The sequence below is a fragment of the Nitratireductor sp. ZSWI3 genome (assembly GCF_024655565.1).
Classification (GTDB): Bacteria; Pseudomonadota; Alphaproteobacteria; order Rhizobiales; family Rhizobiaceae; genus Nitratireductor.
In genome coordinates, this window is record NZ_JANKOF010000085.1 from 1 (window position 1) to 21,321 (window position 21,321).

A 21,321-nucleotide genomic window follows, 5' to 3' on the forward strand; every position below is an offset into this window, starting at 1 on the left:
AGATCGCGATGCGATCGATTCCGAAAAATTAGAGCGGCCGATGCGTCAACGACCGCCGGCCGGCCCGCAATCCGTGCCGGTAAAGAAGCGACCGCGCCAGCTTCGTGCCTTGCAGGACGTTTCCCCAAAGCGATCGCAGGATCTTGCGGTTCCGCCGCACGGCCTGGCGGTCCTCCGCCAGGATCGATCCGCCGAGCGCATCGCTCGCTTCTGCGACGGTGTTCGGCTGTGTCGACCAGACGCGGATCGAGAACTCCCAGGGATGCGAGAAATCTTCGTCGACGGCGCGGAAGATGCGTTTGCGCTGCAGGAGCGCACGCGCCGCGTCGGCGCCGATCAGATAGGCCACCGCGCCGGAGGCCGGATATTTGTGGGCGACGGCCGTGGTCGAGCCGATCCGCACCGAGGCCACGACGCTCTTGGGCTTGTAGTCGAAGAACTTGACCAGATCCCAGTCTCCCGGATGCGCCATGAGGTCGTCGATCGACCGTAGGAATAGGTCCCGGTCGAGAACCCGGAAGTCGTCCTCCAGCACGAGAGCGCATGTCCGGCCGCTCTCGACGATCCGGCGCCAGATGCGCCGATGGCCGGCATAGACGGCGATTTCGCCGGCCGTCAGCGAGCGCTTGTGCAGGAGCAGGTTCATGACTTCGGAATAATGCTCGCCGAGAGAGGGGTCCGTCTTCCGGAAGCCCTGCACGAATTCCCGCTCGATGCCGAGCGCCGACATCTCGCGTTCGGCGTGCTGCCGGCGCAGGCTCTCCTCGGTCTCGACCGTCAGGATATAGGCGCAGAGGTCGGCCCGTTCCGACGGGCCGTCAATCGTGTGTCCCATGGTGCCCCACCCGCTTCTCCCTCATTCCCGGCCCCTGTTCCGCGGCTCGTCCCCTCGTCGCCCGCGGCGCCAGAAGGCCCATTTCCCGCGCCGGGCGGCGCGGCGCAGCCCGCGGTGCTCCTTGTACGGGACCTCGACCATTCCGCATTGCAGGCAGCTCATGCTCAGGCCGCAAACCTGCTCCCAGCAGCGGACTTCCCGTGTCCAGGCGAGCGCGATGCGCTCCAGGTGATAGTTGCGCGCGCCCTTGAGCAGGATCAGCTCACCCGGCTCCGCCGTGTTCCTGATGTGGTCGGCCGCCTCCCGGGTGGTCGCAAGCCCGACATAGATGCCGGCTTGCCGCTCTTCGTCGGGGGCTTGTGACCGGTGGATGTTGTCGCCGACGAAGATCACCTGATCCGCCGCGGCGCGGGCCAATGCATAGGCGTTTCGGTAGGGCTTCTTCGGATTGCCGGAATAGTCTGCAATATGGCCGATGACGGCGCGCTTGCGCGGCGCCTCGATGCCGTCGAGAAGGGCGATCGCCGCCGGTATGCTTTCGTTCGGCGCTTTGACCGTGTCTATGATGAAGCGCGGCCCACCGTCGGTCGCCAGGATGGTGCAGCGGTCCCATAAGGGCGTGAAATCGACGAATGCCCGCACCACGTCAGCCGGAGCGACGCCGAGTTCGACCGCCGTCGCGAAGGCCGCCGCCGTTGCCAGCCAGAACTCGTTGCCGATGAACGGTGCCGTGATGTCGAACGAGCCGTGCGAACAATCGATGCGGATATGCAGACGGGCCGGCGCAACCAGTTCGCAGGCGATGACCCGGTAGTCGGCCCGGTCCGACCACCCGAAGGTGACGATCGTGGCACGGGTCCGCCCGGTCATAGCCATGACATTCGGATCGTCGGCGTTCAGGATCGCCATGCCGGTGTCCGGCAGCCCTTCGACCAGGACGCCCTTCTCGGCGGCGATCGTCTCCTTGCTGCGGAACGAGGAATAGTGCTCGAGGCCGATCTTGGTGACCACCGCGACGTGCGGGCGCAGCAGGCGCGCCATCGGCGCCATGCTGCCGACCTTCGTCACACCGAGCTCGGCGACGAGGAAATCCGTTCCCGCAGGCGCGCTGTTGAGCGTGTGCGGCAATATGGGAAGCGTGTTCTCCAGGACCTGCGTGTGCACCGACCCGCCGCTTTGCAGAATGTGCGACAGCAGCGAGACCGTGGTCGATTTGCCGGAGCTGCCCGTTACGGCGACGATCCTTGCCCGCAGGCGCCGCCTGTTGAGGCGGGCAAGCTGCAGGGCGGCGAGAAAGCCGGCCCGTCGGGCGGCGGACCGGAGGCTGTAGCGGCGGCGCCAGGGCCGGCTTGCCTCGCGCAGCCTGCGTGCAATCTTCCTGATCCCTGCGCTCACCCCCGCTCCTCCCTCAGCGCGCCTTCTTCGCCGCCCTCAGTCGCTTTCTCGCCCGTGAGGCGTAGAGGTGCCGCCGCACCTCGGCCAGGCGATCGAAAAGGGACGAGAACGCATAGGCCCCGGTCGTCTCGCCAAAGACCTGATGCGCGTAGATCTTGCCCGGCCCGCTGTATTTCCGCCCCGTGAAATGCTCTGGGATCAGCGTGTGGGACGGCCAGATGATGATGTCAGGCCGGTGCTTCTCGATGAGCTCGGCAATGAAGAGATTGCCCGTCTGCCGCCAGGGATGGTCGAGCTCGGCCGGGGGCACCTTTTCGAGAATGCCGAGGATCAGGTCGACAAACGGGTGCTGCGGGGTCGCGGCGACGATCGGCGCGACGAGTTGGCCGCGCAGGAATTCGTTTTCATAGACCGTGTAGAGCGTCCCGTCGTCTTCGAACAGCTCGTCAACCGGGTGGACACAGATGCTGTCGGCACCGGCCATGTAGCCGCCGCGCTCGAACAGGATCTCGTAGCGCAGCAGATCGGCCGCGCCGGCATACCATCCGCGCTTCATGTATTCGTCGATCTGGCGGCGGGTCCTGAAGCGGCCGGTCTTCAGAAAATCATTGCCGTATCGGACATAATGCCACTCCGGATGCCGCTCGATCCAGCTCTGCATCCAGGCTTCGGGCGCCCTTTTTGGCCCGATCCATATATGTCCCAGTTCTCTGGGTATCTTCACGCGCGGCCCTCCCCCGAAACAGGCCGACTGATTACACGGTTATTGTTAACACGGCTAATCATCACGAGCCAGTTTGGCGAGCGCCGACCCCTGCATTTGCGACATGGCTCGTTTTGGGCAAGGATACTTGTTGTGGGAAAGAACTTTTCTATCCCTCGATGAACAAATGCATTTCCGTTGGGTAAGTTTTCCTGCTGACCTTGGGGCCGTAAGGCATACCCGGTAATTTTCTTTCGGCTGATATTGCATCGCCACCGGGTTTGTTGCGCATTTCGTGCAAGCGTGAAGAAACGGACTCGAAAGCGTTTGACGGGGTCTGCGTTTCATTGCCAAATGCCGCCTCCACCCTCCGTCCGATCGGATGGAAAGAAAAACAATGGGAGTGCGGGAAAATGTTGAAAGCACTGATCCGTCCGCTGCTTGCGGGCGCGATGCTGGTTTCCGTGGCAGGCGCTGCTTCTGCCATCACCTATGTTCGCGGCAATGACGGTGATCCCGAAACGCTGGACCAGCACAAGACGTCGCTGGTCGCCGAAGCCCACCTGATGCGCGATCTCTACGAGGGCCTGGTGGTCTACGACGCCAAGGCGAAGATCATCCCGGGCGTGGCCGAGAGCTGGACCGTGTCGGACGACGGTACCATCTACACGTTCAAGCTGCGCGAGGACGCCAAATGGTCGAATGGCGATCCGGTGGTGGCCGAGGATTTCGTCTTCTCGCTGCAACGCATCATGACGCCCGAGACGGGTGCGAAATACGCCAACATCCTTTATCCGATCAAGAATGCCGAGGCGATCAACAAGGGCGAGATGCAGCCCGAGGAGCTCGGCGTGAAGGCGGTCGACGACAAGACGCTTGAGATCACGCTCGCGCAGGCGACGCCCTATTTCCTCGAACTCCTGACCCACCAGACCGGCCTGCCGGTCAATCCGGGCGCCGTGAAGGAGCACGGCACGGATTTCGTGAAGCCGGAGAACCTCGTCACCAATGGCGCCTACAAGCTCGTTTCCTTCACGCCCGGCGACAAGATCGTCATGGAGAAGAACGAGAATTTCCACGACGCGGCCAATGTGCAGATCGACCGCATCGAGTACATCCCCTTCGAGGACCGCGCCACCTGCGTGCGCCGCTTCGAGGCCGGCGAGGTGATGAGCTGCTCCGACCTGCCGACCGAGCAGATCAAGTCGATGAAGGAGCGCCTCGGCGACCAGGTGCGCATCTCGCCCTATCTCGGCACCTACTATTACGCGCTCAACACCGAAAAGGACGACCTGAAGGATCCGAAGGTGCGCACGGCGCTGTCGATGGTGATCGACCGCCAGTTCCTGGGTGACGAGATCTGGGCCGGCGCGATGCTGCCCGCCTATTCGCTGGTGCCCCCCGGCATCGGCAATTACGAGGGCGGCGGCGCCATGTACGACTGGGCCGACACGTCGCTGCTCGACCGCGAGGACAAGGCGATCGAGCTGATGAAGGAAGCCGGCTACGGCCCCGACAAGCCGCTCAAGCTCGAGATCTCCTACAACAATTCGGAAAACCACAAGAACACCGCGACCGCCATTGCCGACATGTGGAAAGCGATCGGCGTCGACGTGCAGTTCAATGTGCGCGATCTTTCGGCCCACTACGCCAATCTGCGCGACACGAGCGACTACGAGGTGGCGCGTGCCGGCTGGATCGGCGATTACTCCGATCCGCAGAACTTCCTGTTCCTGCTGGAAAGCGACAACAAGGGCTTCAACTACGCCAAGTACAAGAATCCCGAATACGACGCCCTGATGGACAAGGCCGCCGCCGAGAACGATCTCGTCAAGCGCGCCGAAACCCTGCGCGAGGCGGAGGCGGTCTTCGTGCGCGACACGCCGTATATCCCGCTTCTCTTCTACTCGTCCCTGTCGCTGGTGTCGCCCAAGCTCAAAGGCTGGGAAGACAACATCCAGAACGTCCATGGGACGCGTTACATGAGCATCAGCGAGTAACAACTGCGTTCGATATTGCCGCCCGGCCGCCGCTGCCGGGCGACATCGAACCGACATGAGAGTTGGTGCCGATGCTCGGTTACGCCGTGCGCCGTCTTCTCGGCGCGATCCCCACCCTGTTCCTGATCATCACCTTCGCGTTCTTTCTGATGCGCGTGGCGCCGGGCGGTCCCTTCGACCGTGAAAGGACGCTGGAAGCCAAGGTGCTCGAGAACCTCAACCGCGTCTTCCATCTCGACCGGCCGGTCTGGGAGCAGTATCTCTACTATCTCGGCAATCTCGCCCGCGGCGATCTGGGGCCGAGCTTCATCTACCGCGATTTCTCGGTGCAGCAATTGCTCGGCAACGGCCTGCCGGTGTCGATCCAGCTCGGCGCCACGGCGCTGCTCCTGGCGCTGGTGATCGGCTGCCTGCTGGGCACGATCGCCGCGCTGCGCCAGAATTCCTGGATCGACTACAGCGTCATCGCCACGGCGACCTTCGGCATCACCGTGCCGAACTTCGTCGTCGCGCCGCTCCTGTCGCTGATCTTCGGCGTCTGGTTCAGCCTGTTGCCGGCCGGCGGCTGGAACAGTCCGCAATCGATGATCCTGCCGGTCATCACGCTGGCGCTGCCGCAGGTGGCCATCATCGCCCGTCTCATCCGCGGATCGACCATCGAGGCACTGCGCTCCGACCACGTGCGCACGGCGCGCGCCTACGGCCTGCCGACGCGCATGATCGTCGTCGTTCACGCGCTGCGCGCCGCCTGTCTGCCGGTGGTCTCCTATCTGGGACCCGCCGCGGCGGCGCTGCTCACCGGCTCCGTGGTGGTGGAGACCATCTTCGGCCTGCCGGGCATCGGCCGCTATTTCGTCCAAGGTGCGCTCAACCGCGACTACACGCTGGTCATGGGCACCGTCATCATCATCGCCGTCTTCGTCGTGATCTTCAATCTGATCGTCGACCTGCTCTATGCGGCGCTGGACCCGAGGGTTCGCTATGACTGACATCGCAACCGGAACCGGCGTGCCGCCGACCACCAGGAGCCGGTCGCTGTGGGCGACGGCCTTCATGCGGCTGCGCCGCAACCGCGCCGCCATGGTCAGCCTCGTCGTCCTGATCCTGTTCGTCCTGGCCGGCATCTTCGGGCCGATGCTGGCGCCGCACCCCTATGCGCGCGTCTATTCGGATTTCGTCAAGGTGCCAGCGAGCCTCGAGCCCTATCCGCTTGAGGCGGAGATCGTGCCGCTGGCCGAGCAGGCGTTGGCGCGCGCCCGGCTGGAGGTCGGCTCGATCGAGATCGACGGCAGCACGCTGCATGTGGAGGCGACGTCGGCGCGCGAGATCGATCCGCGCGTGACGCGCTATCTGGACCGCTCAGACCTGTTCTCCAACGCGCGGGTCGTCGAGCAGTCGCAGGACGGGAAAGCGATCGTCATCGAAGCCGATGTGCAGCGCCTGCGCTTCCTCTTCGGCACCGATGCCAACGGCCGCGACCTGTTCGCCCGCGTGCTGATCTCGATCCGCATCTCGCTGATGATCGGCGCGCTGGCCACCGGGGTGGCGCTGCTGATCGGCGTCCTCTACGGCGCGACGGCGGGCTTCCTCGGCGGCCGCGTCGACAATCTGATGATGCGCTTCGTCGACATCCTCTACGCACTGCCGTTCACCTTCTTCGCCATCCTGCTCGTCGTGTTCTTCGGCCGCAACGTGGTCCTGATGTTCGTTGCCGTGGGCGCCGTCGAGTGGCTCGACATGGCGCGCATCGTGCGCGGCCAGACGATCGCGCTGCGCCGCCGCGAATTCGTGCAGGCGGCGGAGGCGCTGGGCGTCGGCTCGGGTGGCATCCTGCGCCGCCACATCATCCCCAACACGCTGGGCCCGGTCATCATCTACATGACCCTGCTCGTGCCGAAGGTCATCCTCCTGGAAAGCTTCCTGTCCTTCCTCGGCCTCGGCGTGCAGGAGCCGCTGACCAGCCTCGGCGTGCTGATCGCCGAGGGCGCGCGCAACATGCGTGGCGCGGCCTACATGCTGCTCTATCCGTCGCTGGCGCTGACGGCGCTGCTGTTCGCGCTCAACTTCCTGGGCGACGGCCTGCGCGACGCGCTCGACCCGAAGGACCGCTGACATGAAAACGCAGACGTCCGAACGGATCTTCGACATCCGCGATGTCCGGGTCACCTTCGACACGCCCGACGGCGCGGTCGAGGCGGTGCGCGGGGTGGACATGCATGTGAACGCCGGCGAGACCGTTGCCGTCGTCGGCGAGTCTGGCTCCGGCAAGAGCCAGATCATGATGGCGGCGATGGGGCTTCTGGCCAGCAATGGTTCCGTGTCCGGCTCCGTCTCCTACCGCGGCCAGGAGCTGATCGGCCTGCCGCGCTCCAGGCTCAACAGGATCCGCGGCGCCAGGATCACCATGATCTTCCAGGAGCCGATGACGTCGCTCGATCCGCTCTACACGATCGAGCGGCAGATCTGCGAGCCGATCCGCGTGCATGGCGGCCTGTCGGCGGCAGCCGCCCGCAAGCGCGCGCTCGAGCTCCTCAAGCTGGTGCACATTCCCGACCCCGAGCGGCGGATGAAATCCTATCCGCACGAGCTTTCGGGCGGCCAGCGCCAGCGCGTGATGATCGCCATGGCGCTCGCCAACGATCCCGATCTCCTGATCGCCGACGAGCCGACCACGGCGCTCGACGTGACGATCCAGGCCGAGATTCTCGGCCTGCTCGCCGAGCTGCAGAAGAAGCTCGGCATGGCGATCCTGTTCATCACCCACGACCTCGGCATCGTCGAGGCCTTCGCCGACCGCGTCTATGTGATGCAGAAGGGGCTGGTGGTGGAAACCGGCGAGACGACCGACATCTTCGAGCGACCGCAGAAGGACTACACGAAGATGCTGCTCGCCGCCGAGCCGGAAGGCCACAAGCCGCCGGTCGGCGACGACCGCCCGATCCTGCTCGATGCCGACGGCGTCACCGTGACCTTCCACGTGAGAGGCGGTTTCTTCTCCGGCGCCGGCTACGAGGTGAGGGCCGTGCAGAATGTCGGGCTGCGGCTGCGCGCCGGGCAGACGATCGGCATCGTCGGCGAATCGGGCTCCGGCAAGTCGACGCTGGGTCGCGCGCTGCTGCAGCTCCTGCCCTCGGAAGGACGGGTCGTCTATCAGGGCACGCCGATCCAGGGCTTCGACCGGGCGGCCATGCGCCCCTACCGGCGCAACCTGCAGATGGTTTTCCAGGACCCCTATGGATCGCTGAGCCCGCGCATGACGGTGGGCGAGATCGTCACCGAAGGGCTGCTGGTGCACGAGCCCGGCCTGTCGGCGCGCGAGCGCGAGCGGCGTGCCATGCAGGCGCTGTCGGAAGTCGGGCTCGACCCCTCGATGCGCAACCGCTTCCCGCACGAGTTCTCCGGCGGCCAGCGCCAGCGCATCGCCATCGCCCGGGCGGTGATCCTGAAACCAACGGTGATCGTGCTCGACGAGCCGACCTCGGCGCTCGACCGCTCCGTGCAGAAGCAGATCATCACGCTGCTGCGCGACATCCAGGACGCCCACGACCTGTCCTTCATCTTCATCAGCCACGATCTGGCCGTGGTGAAGGCCCTGTCCGATTATGCCATCGTCATGAAATCGGGGCAGGTGGTCGAGGAAGGCCCGACCGGCGAGGTCTTCGACAATCCGCGCAGCGAATACACGAAGGAGCTGATGGAGGCCGCCTTCGACCTGAAGCGGGTGCTGAGCCGGCGGGCCGCGATCCGCATGTAAGCGCCGCTTCCCGGTCCCCGGGGCGGGCACGCCCCGGGAGCCACATCCTGCAGTTGACACAATCGGTTTGACTCTGCCGGCTATCTGTTTCACGTTTGGCGCGTCGACCGAACGATACCGAGCAGGGAGAGGCGCTTGGCAGCATCCGGAATGAACGACGCTGGCGATTCGTCTGCATCCTTGTGGTGCGGCGGCGCGAATGCGGCGTCGGTCGTGACCGGTCCCGCAACTGCCGACTCCCGCATGCTCTTGCCTCGCGGCGCCCTTCGTCGCGAAAAATCCCCCGCCAAAGCGCGCTTGCGCGGCATAGCGACCGTTCCGGGCTGGCTCCCGGCTCGTTGACGACGCACGCCTGAAGATTTCACCCGCGGCCGGTGAAGCGGCCCGGGCATGGCTATTTTTTCAACGACAAAAAAGCAGACCGACAGAGGAGAAGATCATGAAATCCATCAAGAAACGTCTGTTGGCCGGGTTTGCCGGCGCGGCCATTTTCATCGCCGGTGCCGCCGGCGCCCAGGCCGAAACCTGGAAATACGCCTTCGAGGAGGCGATGACCGACGTGCAGGGCGTGTTCGCCCAGAAGTTCAAGGAAGAGGTCGAGGCGAATTCCGATCACGAGATCCAGCTCTTCCCGTTCGGCACCCTGGGCGAATCCGCCGACATCATGGAACAGGCGCAGGCCGGCATCCTGCAGTTCGTCGACCAGTCGCCGGGTTTCACCGGCGCGCTGATCCCCGAGGCGCAGGTGTTCTTCGTGCCCTACCTGCTGCCGGCCGAATCCGAACAGCTCGGCGATTTCTTCCGCAACTCGAAGGCGATCCACGAGATGTTCCCGGAGCTCTACGCCAACCAGGGCCTCGAGCTTCTTACCATGTTCCCCGAGGGCGAGGTGGTGATGAACACCAAGCGGGAGGTGCGGGCTCCCGCCGATCTCGATGAGGTGAAGTTCCGGGTGATGACCAATCCGCTGCTGGTCGAGAGCTACCAGGCATTTGGCGCCACGCCGACGCCGCTGCCCTGGGGCGAGGTCTATGGCGGGCTGCAGACCAACATCATCCAGGGCCAGGAGAACCCGATGTTCTGGGTCGAGTCGACCAAGATGTACGAGGTCACCGACTACATCACCTTCGCCGGCCACAACAATTTCACCACCGCCGTCATGGCCAACAAGGAGTTCTATGACGGCCTGGGCGAAGAGGATCGGAAGGTGATCCAGGACGCCACGAAGGCGGCCTTCGAGCACATCCTCGAATACCAGAAGGGTCTGACCGAGAAATCGCTCGACAAGATCAAGCAGGCCAAGCCCGACATGAACATCGTCGAATTGACCGAGGAGGAGCGCGCCCCGTTCAAGGAGGCGGCGGCCGAGGTCGAGGCGAAGTTCATCGAGATGACCGGCGACAGCGGCCAGAAGATCCTCGACCAGATGAAGGCGGATCTCCAGGCCGCTACCCAGTAGCCGCCCGAACTTTTGCAATCGACGGACCAGCAAAAGGTCTCAAGAGCCCTCCCGTGGCCGCCGGCGGCGCGCCGCGGGAGAGCCGACAAGTCGAGGGGAACGAGATGGGCAGCGCCAACGAGACTGAACAATCACCCGCAACGGCCTACGCGTCGACGCTCCCCGGTGCGCTGGGGGCGCTCGACACGGCGATCAGCCGTGTCGAATCCGTCATCCTGGCGGTCGGCGTCATCCTCATGGCCGCCAACACGGTCGCCAACGTCGTCGGCCGTTTCATCTTCCAGCACAGCATCTTCTTCACCGAGGAGCTGAACCGGACGCTGATCGTGCTGATCACCTTCGCCGGCATCGGCTATGCGGCCCGGCATGGCCGTCATATCCGCATGTCGGCCGTCTACGACGCCCTGCCGGCGAAGACGCGCAAGGTCCTGATGATCGTCATCGCTCTGGTGACGGCGACGGTGATGTTCGCGCTGTTCTACTTCTCCATCACCTACATCATGAAGGTGGCGAAGTCGGGCCGGATCCTGCCGGCCATGCAGTTCCCCGTCTACTGGATCTACCTGTGGGTTCCGGTGGGCTTCTTCATCACCGGGGTGCAATACGCCCTGACCGCGGTGAAGAACGTCGTCCAGAAGGACATCTATCTCTCCACCCATGTGCTGGAGGGATATGAAGAAGATGAAATCGAGATCTGAGCGGGGCAGCGGCAATGGCACTCAAAATCTCCACCATCATGATCGCCCTGCTGCTCATCGGCTTTCCGATGATGATCCCGCTTCTGCTCGGGGCGATGTACGGCTTCTACGAGCTGTTCGGCGGTTTCAGCAAGATGGACTTCATGGTGCAGCAGATGCTGGCCGGCATCCGGCCGGCCTCGCTGATCGCCGTGCCGATGTTCATCCTGGCCGCCGACATCATGACGCGCGGCGAATCCGCCGGGCGGCTGATCGACATGGTCATGAAGTTCATCGGCCACATCAAAGGCGGCCTCGCCGTCTCCACTGCCACTGCCTGCACGCTGTTCGGCGCCGTTTCCGGCTCCACCCAGGCGACGGTGGTGGCGGTCGGCTCGCCGCTCAGGCCGCGCATGCTGAAGGCGGGCTACAAGGATTCCTTCGTCCTGGCGCTGATCATCAACGCCAGCGACATCGCCTTCCTGATCCCGCCGTCGATCGGCATGATCATCTATGGCGTCATCTCCTCGACCTCGATCTCGGAGCTGTTCATCGCGGGCGTCGGGCCCGGGCTGCTGCTCCTGGTCCTGTTCTCCGCCTACAGCATCGTCTACGCGACCATCAAGGGCGTTCCCACCGAGCCGAAGGCCTCCTGGGGCGAGCGCCTGGAGGCAGTGCGGCTGGCCATCTGGCCGCTCGGCTTTCCGGTCATCATCGTCGGCGGCATCTATGGCGGCATCTTCAGCCCGACGGAGGCGGCGGCGGCCTGCGTGCTCTACGCGCTGATCCTCGAATTCATCGTGTTCCGCTCGCTCAGCCTGGTCGACATCTACAAGATCGCCAAGTCGACGGGGCTCATCACGGCGGTTGTCTTCATCCTCGTCGGCGCCGGCGCGGCTTTCTCCTGGGTCATCTCCTTCGGGCAGATCCCGCAGCAGATCTTGGGTTCGATCGGCATCGATGAGATGGGGCCGAAGATGGTGCTGGCGGTGATCTCGGTGTCGTTCTTCGTCGGCTGCATGTTCGTCGATCCGATCGTCGTGATCCTCGTGCTGGTGCCGATCTTCGCGCCTGTGGTGGACTCGGTCGGGCTGGATCCGGTCCTCGTCGGCACCATCGTCACGCTGCAGGTGGCGATCGGCTCGGCAACGCCGCCCTTCGGCTGCGACATCTTCACGGCCATCGCCATCTTCAAGCGGCCCTATGTCGACGTGGTGCGCGGCATCGCGCCGTTCACGCTGATCCTGGTCGGCGTCTCGGCCGCCCTCATCTTCTTCCCGCAGATCGCCCTGTTCCTGCGCGATCTCGCCTTCCGTTAGGAGGCAGCCATGTTCAAGAGAATCCTCGTGCCCGTCGACGGCTCGGAAAACGCGCTCCGGGCGCTGAAGTTGGCCGTCGAGATGCAGAAGATGACGGGGGCCGAGCTGATGACGCTCACCGTGTTCCGCCATCACAGCCTGCTGGAGGCATCGATGTCGATGGTCCGCCCGGACGATCCGCAGAACCTCGACGACGTCATGCGCGAGCACGCCAAGGACATCGCCGACACGGCCAAGAAGGCGGCGCTGGAGATGGGCGCGCAGAATCCGCGTTCGTTCGTCCGCAACGGCCCCCCGGCCCGCACGATCGTCAAATTCTCCAAGGAGCGGGAGGTCGACCTGATCGTGCTCGGAAGCCGCGGGCTGGGAGACCTGGAGGGCTATCTTCTCGGCAGCGTCTCGCACAAGGTCACGAGCCTGGCGGACTGCCCGGTGATGGTGGTGTAGGTCCTGCACCGGCACCTACAGGATGCTGGCGGGCAATTTCCAAGGTTCAGGCATGGATCCTCGGGTCGGGGCCCGAGGATGACGAACCGTATGGCAGGACGGTGGCAACCACCGACCATGGTGATTTACAACAGCACCTCAATCTTCGTCATCCTCGGGCCCCGACCCGAGGATCCATGCCTCAACGATCGATGATGGCGCGGTCTGCTTCTCTCTGTGTCCGGGCCTAAGCCGCCTTCTTCGCCAGCCTCTTGCGGATGCTCTCCACATCGGCGCGCGGAGTCGCGGCGAACAGCGTCTTCGTGTAGCTGTGCTGCGGGTTCGAGAACACCTCGTCGCGCGTGCCGTATTCGACCGCCTCGCCGAAATACATCACCATCACTTCATCGGCGATGTAACGCACCACCGACAGGTCGTGGCTGATAAAGACATAGGTGAGGCCGAACTCGTCCTGCAGGTCGGCGAGCAGGTTGAGCACCTGCGCCTGCACGGACAGATCGAGCGCGGAGACCGGCTCGTCGAGCACCAGCAGGCGCGGGTTGAGCATCAGTGCCCGCGCGATGGCGATGCGCTGCCGCTGGCCGCCCGAGAACATGTGCGGATAGCGGTTGAAATGCTCCGGCTTGAGCCCGACCTTGGTGAGCATCGTCATCGCCCGCTCGCGCCGCTCGGCGGCGGGCACGTCCGAGTTGATGATCAGCGGCTCCATCAGCACATCGCCGATCTTCTGGCGCGGGTTGAGCGAGCCATAGGGGTTCTGGAACACGATCTGCACCCGGCGGCGCATCTCCGGCGACAGCCTGCCGGAGGAGATGTCGACCTTTTCCCCGTCGATGAACAGCTCGCCCGCCGTGGCCTCGTCGATCATCGTGATAATGCGCGCCAGGGTGGACTTGCCGCAGCCGGACTCGCCGACAATGGCGAGCGTCTTTCCCTGCTCCACCTTGAGGCTGACGCCCTTGACCGCATGCACGGTGCGCGGCTTGCCGAACAGGCCGCCGCCGATATGGTAGTCGCGGACGATGCCGCGGGCTTCCAGCACGATGTCGCTCATGCGCTTGCTCCCGTGTAGGGCGTGTCCTCGATGGCGAAGTCCGAGACGGTCGGCAGCCGGTCGCCCGTGGCGTTTTCCGGCAGGGCCGAAAGCAGGGCCCTGGTGTAGGGATGCTGCGGCGTCTCGAACAGCGAAAGCACGTCGGCTTCCTCCATCTTCCTGCCCTTGTACTGAACCACGACGCGGTCGGCCGTTTCCGCCACCACGCCCATATTGTGGGTGATCATGATCATCCCCATGCCCTGCTCGGCCTGCAGCCGCATCAGGAGATCGAGGATCTGCTTCTGGATGGTCACGTCGAGCGCCGTGGTGGGCTCGTCGGCGATGAGCAGCTTCGGGTTGCAGGAGATGGCCATGGCGATCATGACGCGCTGGCACTGGCCGCCGGACATCTGGTGCGGGAAATGACCAAGCCTGTCTTCGGGGTCGGGAATGCCGACCGCCTCGAACAGTTCGACGGCCCGTCTGCGCGCCGCCTGTCCGTGCAGTCCCATATGCTGCTTCAACGCCTCCTCGATCTGAAAGCCGACGGTGAAGCAGGGATTGAGGCTGGCGATCGGCTCCTGGAAGATCATGGCGATGTCCTTGCCGATGATCCGCCGCCGGTCGGCGGGCGACAGGCCGAGGATGTCGCGGCCCTGGAAGGCCATGCGGTCGGCCTTCACCGTCGCGGTCCAGGGCAGGAGCCCCATGACGGACAGCATGGAGACCGACTTTCCGGAGCCCGATTCGCCGACAATCGCCAGCACCTCGCGCTCCTTCACCGATAAGGAGATGCCGTCCACGGCCTTGAGCGGGCCGCTCGCGGTCTCGAAGGTGACGGTCAGGTTTTCGATTTCAAGCAGTGCCATGTCACGACCTCTTCAGCTTGGGGTCGAGCGCGTCGCGCAGACCGTCGCCCATCAGGTTGATCGCCAGCACGGTGATCAGGATGGCGAGGCCGGGGAAGGTGACCACCCACCAGGCGCGCAGGATGAACTCGCGCGCTTCGGCGAGCATGGTGCCCCATTCCGGCGTCGGCGGTTGCGCACCCATGCCGAGGAAGCCGAGCGCCGCCGCATCGAGGATCGCCGTCGAGAAGGACAGCGCCGCCTGGACGATCAGCGGTGCGGTGCAATTGGGCAGGATGGTCCTGAACATCAGCCTGAGATTGCCGGCTCCGGCGACGCGCGCCGCCGTGACGTAGTCGCGGTTCTTCTCCGTCATCACCGCGGCGCGCGTCAGGCGCACATAATGCGGCTGCTGCACCAGCGCGATGGCGATCATGGCATTGGTCAGGCCGGGCCCGAGCACCGCCACCAGGACCAGGGCCAGGAGCAGGGACGGGAAGGCCAGGATGATGTCCATCAGCCGGGTGATCGCCGTGTCGACCCAGCCGCGGAAATAGCCGGCGATGGTGCCGATGACGATGCCGGTCGTCAGCGCCAGCAGCGTGACGACGACGCCGATGAACAGCGAATAGCGGGCGCCGAAGAGCAGACGCGAGAGGATGTCGCGGCCGACCGCGTCGGTGCCCAGTGGATATGCCGCGCGGCCGCCCGTCTCCCAGAACGGCGGGACGAGGATGGCGTCGCGATACTGCGCGTTGGGTGCGTGCGGGGCGATCAGGGGCGCCGCCAGCGCCAGGACGACCAGCACGATGAACACCCACAGGCCGATCACGGCGCCGCGGTTCTCGGAGAAGTAATACCAGAACTCGGCGAGCCGGGCCCGGCGCGAAGGGTCCTGCATCCTGGCAGTGGTGGAAGCTGCATCAGTCATGGTGACCTCCTCAATGCCGGATGCGCGGGTTGATGAGGCCGTAGAGCAGGTCGACGGCAAGGTTCACCAGCATGATGACGCCGGCGATGATCAGGAGACCGCTCTGGATCACCGGGTAGTCGCGCTTGAACACCGAATCGACCATCCACTTGCCGATGCCCGGCCAGGAGAAGATGGTCTCGGTGAGGATGGCGCCGGCGAGCATCACGCCCACCTGCAGGCCGATCGTGGTGATCACCGGGATCAAGGCGTTGCGCAGCGCGTGGATGCCGATGACGCGGAAGGGCGAGAGCCCCTTGGCGCGCGCCGTGCGCACATAGTCCTCGCTGAGCACCTCGAGCATCGCCGAACGCGTCTGCCGGGCGATCACCGCAAGCGGGATGGTGCCCAGCACGATGGACGGCAGGATGAGATGCGACAGGGCCGACTTGAAGGCGCCGGCCTGGCCGGACAGCAGCGAGTCGATGAGCATGAACCCGGTCACGGGCGGGAAGAAGTAGAGCAGCGAGATGCGCCCCGAAACCGGCGTCCAGCCGAGCGTGCCGGAAAACAGGATGATCAAGAGCAGCCCCCACCAGAAGATCGGCATGGAATAGCCGACGAGGGCGGTGCCCATGATCGTTTGGTCGAAGGCCGAGCCGCGCTTGATAGCGGCGAAGACGCCCGCCGGAATGCCGATCAGGATCGCCAGGAACATGGCGCAGAGCGACAGCTCCAGCGTCGCCGGGAACAGCGTCAGGAAATCGTCGAGCACCGGACGGCGGGTGACGATCGAATTGCCGAAATCGCCGCTGAGGACGTCGGTCAGATAGTCGAAATACTGCACGGGCAGGGGCCTGTCGTAGCCGAGCTGGCGGCTGATCTGCTCGTAGCGCTCGGGCGCCATGACGCGTTCGCCCGACATCAGCATCACCGGGTCGCCCGGCAGGATGCGAATGAAAGCGAAGGCGATGATGGACACACCGATGAAGGTGGGGATCAGGACGGCAAGCCGTCCCAGGATGAATCGAAGCATAGCGGGTTCGATCTCCGGCGGCTGGAGGTTTATACCAAGGGAGACAGCCATAGCTGTCTCTCCCGGTATTGGTCCCGTCTACAAAAGCGCTTCTTGGCGGTTAATGCAAACGAGACGCGCCGGTCGCCCGGCGCGCCTCCAGATCGTTGCTTTTCGGGGTTCTTATTCGACCAGGTCGACGCCTTCGAAGGCAAAGTCGCCGAGCGGGCTCTGGTGGAAGCCCTCGACTTCCTTGCGCATCGGCACCACCGACAGCGAATGGTCGAGGGTCGCCCACGGAGCCTCGCGCTTGAAGACCTCCTGAGCCTGCTCGTAGAGCTTCGTGCGCTCGGCCTGGTCGGTGGCGGCCTTGGCCTTCAGGACGAGATCGTTGAACTCCTCGTTGCACCACTGCGCGCGGTTGTTGCCGCCCACGGCGTCGCAGCCGAGCAGGGTGTGCAGGAAGTTGTCCGGATCGCCATTGTCGCCGGTCCAGCCGAGCATCACGGCGCCGTCGCGGTCCTTGGCCTTGGAGCGGTCGAGATACTCGGCCCACTCATAGGTGACGATCTCGACCTTGACGCCGATCTTCTCGAAGTCGGACTGGATCAGCTCCGCCGCGCGGCGCGCGTTGAGCATGTAGGGCCGCGCCACGGGCATCGCCCACACCTTCATGGAAAGGTTGCTGACCCCGGCCTCCTCGAGCATCTTCTTGGCCGCTTCCGGATCGTAGGCGTCATCCTCGATCGCCTCGTTATAGGACCACATGGTCGGCGGGATCGGGTTCTTGGCCGGCGTCGCCTGGCCCTGGAACACGGCGTCGACGATCGCTTCCTTGTTGATCGCCATGTTGAGCGCCTTGCGCACCTCGACCTTGTCGAACGGCTCCTGCGTGGTGTTGTAGGCAAGATAGGCGACGTTGAGGCCTTCCTGCTCCATCACCTTCAGGTTCGGATCGGCCTTCATCTCGGCGACGTCGGCGGCGTTCGGGAAGGGCATCAGGTGGCACTCGCCGGCCTTCAGCTTCTGGTAGCGCACCGAGGCGTCGGTGGTGATGGCGAAGACCAGGTCGTCGATCTTCTGCTTGCCGCCCCAGTAGTCGTCATGCGCGCGGTAGCGGATCACGGCGTCGGTCTGGTAGGCGACGAATTCGAAGGGGCCGGTGCCGAGCGGCTGCTGGTTGAGCGTCTGCATCTGGCCGTCGGCCTCGAGCTTGTCGGCATATTCCTTCGACACGATGGAGGCGAAGGGCATCGCCACATTGGCGAGGAACGGCGCTTCCTTCTGCTTCAGTTTGAAGCGGACGGTCATGTCGTCGACCTTCTCGATCGACTCGATGAGATCGGGGAAGCCCATGCCGTTGAAATACTCCCACGCCGCGCCGGCGACATACTGGTGCCAGGGATGATCGGCCTTGAGCTGGCGCTCAAAGGAGAAGATCACGTCATCGGCATTGAGGTCGCGCGTCGGCGTGAAGAAGTCGGTGGTCTGGAACTTGACGCCGGGACGCAGCTTGAACGTGTATTCGAGACCGTCGTCGGAGATTTCCCAGCTCTCCGCGAGGCCCGGTTCGGTCTCGGTCGTGCCGGGCTTGAACTCGAGCAGGCGGTTGTAGACCGTGTGAGCGGCCGCGTCGAAAGTCGTTCCCGCCGTATAGAGGCCCGGGTCGAAGCCCTCGGGCGATCCTTCCGAACAATACACGAAGGTTTTCGCGCTCGCCGCGCCGCTGAGCACCGTGGCGGCCGTAAGCGCTGCCGCAAGGGTCAGTTTCTTTTTCATTGATGACTCCCTGAATTGTCGTGAGCCTGCTGCCGAGGCCCTGGAAGCGAGCATATAAGCAAAGTTCCACCTGGGAGGGAACTCCCCTTGCCACGTTGTCGCCGCAAATGCAATTTTCGGTCATGATCGCCTTTCCAGACGCAACAAATTGCTGGTGCGCGGACTTGCAGAATGGGTCGGGCAGGACCCATATCGACCTGAAGACCATTGTTCAGGAGGAACCCGCATGAGTGGCGCGTGGCAGGAAGATGTGCTGAAGTTCTGGTTCGGAGAGCTCACGCCGCAGGATTGGTTCGAACCGAACAATGCGACCGACGCCGCCATTCTTGACCGTTTCCTGCCGCTCCATGAACGCCTGAAACAGGAATTGCCGCAGGCCGCCCTGTCCGATCCGCGCGCGGCCCTTGCCGCGATCCTGGTGTTCGACCAGTTCCCGCGCAACATGTTCCGCCGCCAGGCCGCCGCTTTCGCGACCGACGAACTGGCGATGCGCGTGGCGAGCAACGCGGTGGAGAAGGGCCTCGACGAAGGGATGACGGAAGCCGAGCGGCAGTTTCTCTACATGCCCTACATGCATTCGGAGGTGCTTGCCGACCAGGAGCGCGCCGTCATGCTGTTCAAGGGATTGGGCAACGAGGATGCCCTCAAATACGCCATCGAGCACCGCGACATCGTCGCCCGCTTCGGCCGCTTTCCGCATCGCAACCGTGTGCTGGGCCGGACGAGCAGCGAGGAGGAGCAAGCCTTCCTCGAAGGGCATGCAGGCTACGGGCAGTAGATGCCCTGTCGCCGGGGCTCGCCCGGCGCCGGCCGGGAGCCAGGGCCCATGAATCCGGCCGCAATGGCCGGCCGCGTTCGTAGGTCCCGACCCTGGCGCATACACGCCCCTTGCCGCTCCTCGCCGTGTCGCAATACACTGCAACCGTTCCAGTGGATAAGACCCACTCTTTATCCACCCGTTATCTTGGATCGGACCATCGGGAGGCGTTGCATGACCCTGCTCCACGTCCGGCAGCAACGGCTTTGAAAGCCGTCGTCGCATCTGGTATTACGTGAACGTAAACGTTATAAGTTGTTTTTCTGTCTGGGAGGAACAGTTGGCAAAGACCACGAAGGCGCCCGCCGCAACGGGCAACGACACGGCAGGCCGCAGCGGCACCGCGACGAAGGCGAGGGCAACGGCGGCAAAGACCGCCACCAAGGCAACGGCCGTGAAGAAGACGGCTCCCAAGGCGAAGGCCGACAAGGCCGCGGCCCCGAAGGCGCAGGCACCGAAGGCGGCGGCGGCAAAGACGACGACCAAGGCAGAGCCGGCCAAGAAGACGGCTGCCAAGGCGAAGGCCGACAAGGCCGCCGCTGCAAAGGCGCAGACACCGAAGGCGGCGCCGAAAAAGACCGCTGCCGCTGCAAAGCCGAGAACCACGAAGGCGACGGCCAAGGCCGCAAACGGCAGCAAGCCGTCGCTGGCGCGTCCGTGGCTCGACCACTATCCGGACGACATTCCGGCAGAGATCGGCGACTTTCCCTACACGTCGCTGACCGATCTCCTGGTCGACGCATGCCGCAGCTATGGCGACCGGCCGGCCTTCACATGCATGGGCAAGGCGCTGAGCTACCGCGAGCTCGACCGGCTTTCGGCGCATCTGGCGGCTTATTTCCAGTCGGTTGGCCTGGAGAAGGGCGCGCGTGTCGCACTGATGATGCCGAACGTGCTGCAATACCCGGTGGCCATGATGGCGGTGCTGCGCGCCGGCTATGTGGTGGTCAACGTGAACCCGCTCTACACCCCGCGCGAGTTGCAGCATCAGCTCAATGACGCCGGTGCGGAAGCGATCGTCATCCTGGAGAATTTCGCCCACACCCTGCAGGCGGTGGCCGGCAAGACGCCGGTCAAGCATGTGGTGGTGGCTTCGATGGGCGACCTGATGGGCCTCAAGGGCTTCGTCGTCAATTTCGTCGTGCGCCGGGTGAAGAAGATGGTGCCCGCCTGGTCGCTGCCCGGCCATGTGGCGTTCAACGATGCCTTGAAGACGGGGGCCGCGCGCGGCTTCAAGGAGGTCTCCATCGCCCTGACCGACAACGCCTTCCTGCAATATACGGGCGGCACGACCGGCGTCTCCAAGGGAGCGACGCTGCTGCACAGCAACGTGCTCGCCAACGTCGTCCAGAACGAGTTCTGGTTCCGCAGCGCCTATATCCACCGGCCGAGGCCGGAAGCGCCGGTGCTGATCTGCGTCCTGCCGCTCTATCACATCTACGCGCTGACGGTGAACGCGCTGATGGGCATGAAGCTCGGCGGCAACAACGTGCTCATCCCCAATCCGCGCGACATCCCGGCCTTCGTGAAGGAGCTGCAGAACTACGACTTCCACATCTTCCCGGGCCTCAACACGCTGTTCAACGCGCTGCTCAACAATGCGGACTTCCAGAAGCTGTCGTTCAAGAACCTGATCGTCACCTTCGGCGGCGGCATGGCGGTCCAGCGCGCGGTGGCGGAGCGCTGGCAGAAGCTTACCGGCTGCGTGATCTCGCAGGGCTACGGCCTGTCGGAAACCTCGCCCGTGGCGACTGTCAACCGTTTCGACGCGAAAGAGTTCACCGGAACGATCGGTCTGCCGATCTCTTCGACCGACGTGACGATCCGCGACGACAGGGGCAGGGACGTGCCCTATGGCCAGGTCGGCGAGATCTGCATCCGCGGGCCGCAGGTGATGGCCGGTTACTGGAACCGTCCCGACGAGACGGCCAAGGTGATGACCGAGGACGGCTTCTTCCGCTCCGGGGATATGGGCACCATGGCCGAGGACGGGCAGGTGACCATCGTCGACCGCAAGAAGGACATGATCGTCGTCTCCGGCTTCAAGGTCTTCCCGAATGAGGTGGAGGATGTGATCGCCGGCCACCCGGGCATCCTGGAAGCGGCCATTGTCGGGGTTCCCGACGAGCATTCGGGCGAGGTGCCGAAACTCTTCGTGGTGAAGAAGGATGCGGCGCTGACCGAGGCTGACGTGCTGAAGTTCTGCAAAGAGAACCTCACCGGCTACAAGCGCCCCAAATATGTCGAGTTCCGCGACGAGCTGCCGAAATCGAATGTCGGCAAGATCCTGCGCAAGGACCTGCGCTGAACGCTCTGTGCCCGGCGCT

18 protein-coding genes are annotated in these 21,321 nt (G+C 64.4%); 10 read left to right on the forward strand and 8 right to left on the reverse strand.

What is annotated here, in order from left to right; translation table 11 throughout:
- Positions 1-28 precede the first annotated feature (28 nt).
- The 3 genes from NUU27_RS19995 to NUU27_RS20005 are packed head-to-tail and all read right to left on the reverse strand — an operon-like array spanning position 29 to position 2,954.
- Entirely contained in the window at positions 29-835 is an 807-nt protein-coding gene (locus NUU27_RS19995) for a glycosyltransferase family 25 protein (protein WP_257763962.1), read from the reverse strand.
- A gap of 21 nt (positions 836-856) precedes the next feature.
- A complete protein-coding gene (locus NUU27_RS20000; RefSeq protein WP_257763963.1) occupies positions 857-2,230 on the reverse strand; it encodes a Mur ligase family protein in 1,374 nt (457 codons plus the stop codon).
- 13 nt (positions 2,231-2,243) lie between these two features.
- Positions 2,244-2,954: a glycosyltransferase gene (locus tag NUU27_RS20005; RefSeq protein ID WP_257763964.1), complete on the reverse strand. Its 711-nt coding sequence runs from the start codon at positions 2,952-2,954 to the stop codon at positions 2,244-2,246.
- A gap of 392 nt (positions 2,955-3,346) precedes the next feature.
- Here NUU27_RS20005 and NUU27_RS20010 point away from each other — a divergent pair, with 392 nt between their 5' ends.
- The 8 genes from NUU27_RS20010 (at position 3,347) to NUU27_RS20045 (ending at position 12,589) form a co-directional block, all read left to right on the forward strand.
- Positions 3,347-4,933, forward strand: a complete 1,587-nt coding sequence (locus NUU27_RS20010) for a peptide ABC transporter substrate-binding protein (protein ID WP_257763965.1) — start codon at positions 3,347-3,349, stop codon at positions 4,931-4,933.
- Between the two features lie 71 nt (positions 4,934-5,004).
- Positions 5,005-5,922 carry an oligopeptide ABC transporter permease OppB gene (oppB, locus tag NUU27_RS20015; protein WP_257763966.1) on the forward strand — a complete coding sequence of 306 codons (918 nt, stop codon included), beginning with the start codon at positions 5,005-5,007 and terminating at the stop codon, positions 5,920-5,922.
- Complete coding sequence (locus NUU27_RS20020; RefSeq protein ID WP_257763967.1) at positions 5,915-7,045, forward strand: ABC transporter permease; 1,131 nt, start codon at positions 5,915-5,917, stop codon at positions 7,043-7,045. Before oppB ends, NUU27_RS20020 begins: the two co-directional genes overlap by 8 nt.
- Position 7,046: 1 nt before the next feature.
- Complete coding sequence (locus tag NUU27_RS20025) at positions 7,047-8,687, forward strand: ABC transporter ATP-binding protein (protein WP_257763968.1); 1,641 nt, start codon at positions 7,047-7,049, stop codon at positions 8,685-8,687.
- A 439-nt stretch (positions 8,688-9,126) separates the two neighbouring features.
- The gene (gene dctP / locus NUU27_RS20030) at positions 9,127-10,146 is read left to right on the forward strand and encodes a TRAP transporter substrate-binding protein DctP (RefSeq protein WP_257763969.1); all 1,020 of its coding nucleotides are present in this window, start codon (positions 9,127-9,129) and stop codon (positions 10,144-10,146) included.
- A 104-nt stretch (positions 10,147-10,250) separates the two neighbouring features.
- Entirely contained in the window at positions 10,251-10,844 is a 594-nt protein-coding gene (locus NUU27_RS20035) for a TRAP transporter small permease (RefSeq protein ID WP_257763971.1), read from the forward strand.
- Between the two features lie 14 nt (positions 10,845-10,858).
- A complete protein-coding gene (locus NUU27_RS20040) occupies positions 10,859-12,142 on the forward strand; it encodes a TRAP transporter large permease (RefSeq protein WP_257763972.1) in 1,284 nt (427 codons plus the stop codon).
- Positions 12,143-12,151: 9 nt separating this feature from the next.
- Positions 12,152-12,589 (forward strand): universal stress protein, encoded by a 438-nt coding sequence (locus tag NUU27_RS20045; protein WP_257763973.1) that lies wholly within the window; start codon positions 12,152-12,154, stop codon positions 12,587-12,589.
- Positions 12,590-12,815: 226 nt separating this feature from the next.
- On the opposite strand, the gene NUU27_RS20050 is transcribed toward NUU27_RS20045, so the two are convergent.
- From NUU27_RS20050 to NUU27_RS20070, 5 genes are all read right to left on the reverse strand, one after another.
- A complete protein-coding gene (locus NUU27_RS20050; RefSeq protein ID WP_257763974.1) occupies positions 12,816-13,643 on the reverse strand; it encodes an ABC transporter ATP-binding protein in 828 nt (275 codons plus the stop codon).
- Positions 13,640-14,494: an ABC transporter ATP-binding protein gene (locus NUU27_RS20055; protein WP_257763975.1), complete on the reverse strand. Its 855-nt coding sequence runs from the start codon at positions 14,492-14,494 to the stop codon at positions 13,640-13,642. Before NUU27_RS20055 ends, NUU27_RS20050 begins: the two co-directional genes overlap by 4 nt.
- Position 14,495: 1 nt before the next feature.
- Positions 14,496-15,404, reverse strand: coding sequence for an ABC transporter permease subunit (locus NUU27_RS20060; protein ID WP_257763976.1), 909 nt, complete (start codon positions 15,402-15,404; stop codon positions 14,496-14,498).
- A gap of 10 nt (positions 15,405-15,414) precedes the next feature.
- Positions 15,415-16,419 carry an ABC transporter permease subunit gene (locus NUU27_RS20065; protein WP_257763977.1) on the reverse strand — a complete coding sequence of 335 codons (1,005 nt, stop codon included), beginning with the start codon at positions 16,417-16,419 and terminating at the stop codon, positions 15,415-15,417.
- A gap of 162 nt (positions 16,420-16,581) precedes the next feature.
- Positions 16,582-18,177, reverse strand: coding sequence for an ABC transporter substrate-binding protein (locus tag NUU27_RS20070; RefSeq protein ID WP_257763978.1), 1,596 nt, complete (start codon positions 18,175-18,177; stop codon positions 16,582-16,584).
- 226 nt (positions 18,178-18,403) lie between these two features.
- Between NUU27_RS20070 and NUU27_RS20075 the strand changes: the two genes are divergently transcribed.
- Both NUU27_RS20075 and NUU27_RS20080 read left to right on the forward strand, forming a co-directional pair.
- A complete protein-coding gene (locus tag NUU27_RS20075; protein ID WP_257763980.1) occupies positions 18,404-18,955 on the forward strand; it encodes a DUF924 family protein in 552 nt (183 codons plus the stop codon).
- A 319-nt stretch (positions 18,956-19,274) separates the two neighbouring features.
- Positions 19,275-21,302, forward strand: coding sequence for a long-chain-fatty-acid--CoA ligase (locus tag NUU27_RS20080; RefSeq protein ID WP_257763981.1), 2,028 nt, complete (start codon positions 19,275-19,277; stop codon positions 21,300-21,302).
- The last annotated feature ends 19 nt before the right edge of the window (positions 21,303-21,321 follow it).

Bases quoted from the DNA above. Each gene is read 5' to 3' on its own strand.
- NUU27_RS19995 (WP_257763962.1), bottom strand. From the start codon at position 835: ATGGGACACACGATTGACGGCCCGTCGGAACGGGCCGACCTCTGCGCC.
- NUU27_RS20010 (WP_257763965.1), top strand. From the start codon at position 3,347: ATGTTGAAAGCACTGATCCGTCCGCTGCTTGCGGGCGCGATGCTGGTT.
- oppB (WP_257763966.1), top strand. From the start codon at position 5,005: ATGCTCGGTTACGCCGTGCGCCGTCTTCTCGGCGCGATCCCCACCCTG.
- NUU27_RS20020 (WP_257763967.1), top strand. From the start codon at position 5,915: ATGACTGACATCGCAACCGGAACCGGCGTGCCGCCGACCACCAGGAGC.
- NUU27_RS20025 (WP_257763968.1), top strand. From the start codon at position 7,047: ATGAAAACGCAGACGTCCGAACGGATCTTCGACATCCGCGATGTCCGG.
- dctP (WP_257763969.1), top strand. From the start codon at position 9,127: ATGAAATCCATCAAGAAACGTCTGTTGGCCGGGTTTGCCGGCGCGGCC.
- NUU27_RS20035 (WP_257763971.1), top strand. From the start codon at position 10,251: ATGGGCAGCGCCAACGAGACTGAACAATCACCCGCAACGGCCTACGCG.
- NUU27_RS20040 (WP_257763972.1), top strand. From the start codon at position 10,859: ATGGCACTCAAAATCTCCACCATCATGATCGCCCTGCTGCTCATCGGC.
- NUU27_RS20045 (WP_257763973.1), top strand. From the start codon at position 12,152: ATGTTCAAGAGAATCCTCGTGCCCGTCGACGGCTCGGAAAACGCGCTC.
- NUU27_RS20050 (WP_257763974.1), bottom strand. From the start codon at position 13,643: ATGAGCGACATCGTGCTGGAAGCCCGCGGCATCGTCCGCGACTACCAT.
- NUU27_RS20055 (WP_257763975.1), bottom strand. From the start codon at position 14,494: ATGGCACTGCTTGAAATCGAAAACCTGACCGTCACCTTCGAGACCGCG.
- NUU27_RS20060 (WP_257763976.1), bottom strand. From the start codon at position 15,404: ATGACTGATGCAGCTTCCACCACTGCCAGGATGCAGGACCCTTCGCGC.
- NUU27_RS20065 (WP_257763977.1), bottom strand. From the start codon at position 16,419: ATGCTTCGATTCATCCTGGGACGGCTTGCCGTCCTGATCCCCACCTTC.
- NUU27_RS20070 (WP_257763978.1), bottom strand. From the start codon at position 18,177: ATGAAAAAGAAACTGACCCTTGCGGCAGCGCTTACGGCCGCCACGGTG.
- NUU27_RS20075 (WP_257763980.1), top strand. From the start codon at position 18,404: ATGAGTGGCGCGTGGCAGGAAGATGTGCTGAAGTTCTGGTTCGGAGAG.